1 pseudogene is annotated in these 676 nt (G+C 58.3%); it reads right to left on the reverse strand.

What is annotated here, in order from left to right:
- Window positions 1-612 (reverse strand): annotated as a pseudogene (locus NDI72_RS21920) (transposase); the annotation flags it as partial.
- Window positions 613-676 lie beyond the last annotated feature (64 nt).

The following is a 676-nucleotide window of genomic DNA, read 5'->3' on the forward strand; positions in this document are numbered from 1 at the left end:
CGTTGGGTGCTATGGGAATGACCATCGGCGCCCGAGTTCCCAAGGCCCGTTTCCGGCCCCCCCTGCGCCGCACCGAGAGCTTCTCCTCCCGATACATCCGGAACAGACGCTTGTGATTGATCACGTAGCCTTCCCGGCGCAACAGCACATGTAGCCGCTGATATCCAAAGCGCCGGCGTTCATGGGCAATTGCCTTCATCCGATCCCGCAGTTCGACATCATCGACGCGGCTGCCCTGATACCGCATGGTCATGCGGCAACAGCCCAGCACTGTGCACGCCCGCCGCTCGCTCATCTCGAAGGTCTCCCTGAGATAAGCGACAGCCTTTCGCCTGGCGGCGGGCGCTACCATTTTTTTCCGAGAAGATCCTTGAGTGCGGAGTTGTCCAGCATGGCATCGGCCAAGAGCTTCTTGAGCTTGGCGTTCTCATCCTCGAGCGATTTCAGCCGTTTGGCCTCGCTCACATCCATGCCGCCATACTTGGCTTTCCATTTGTAGATGCTGGCGCTGCTTACGCCATGCGTGCGGCACAAATCGGCGACCGGAACGCCCGCCTCATGCTCCTTGAGGATGCCGATAATCTGTTCTTCGCTGAACCTGTTGCGCTTCATCTCTGGTCCTTTTCGATAGGCCAGAGTCTATTTCAAACTGGATTAGCTCCAAGGGGCAACGTCA

Origin of the sequence: Nitratireductor sp. GZWM139, assembly GCF_030068685.1 — a bacterium.
Taxonomy (GTDB): domain Bacteria; phylum Pseudomonadota; class Alphaproteobacteria; order Rhizobiales; family Rhizobiaceae; genus Nitratireductor; species Nitratireductor aquimarinus.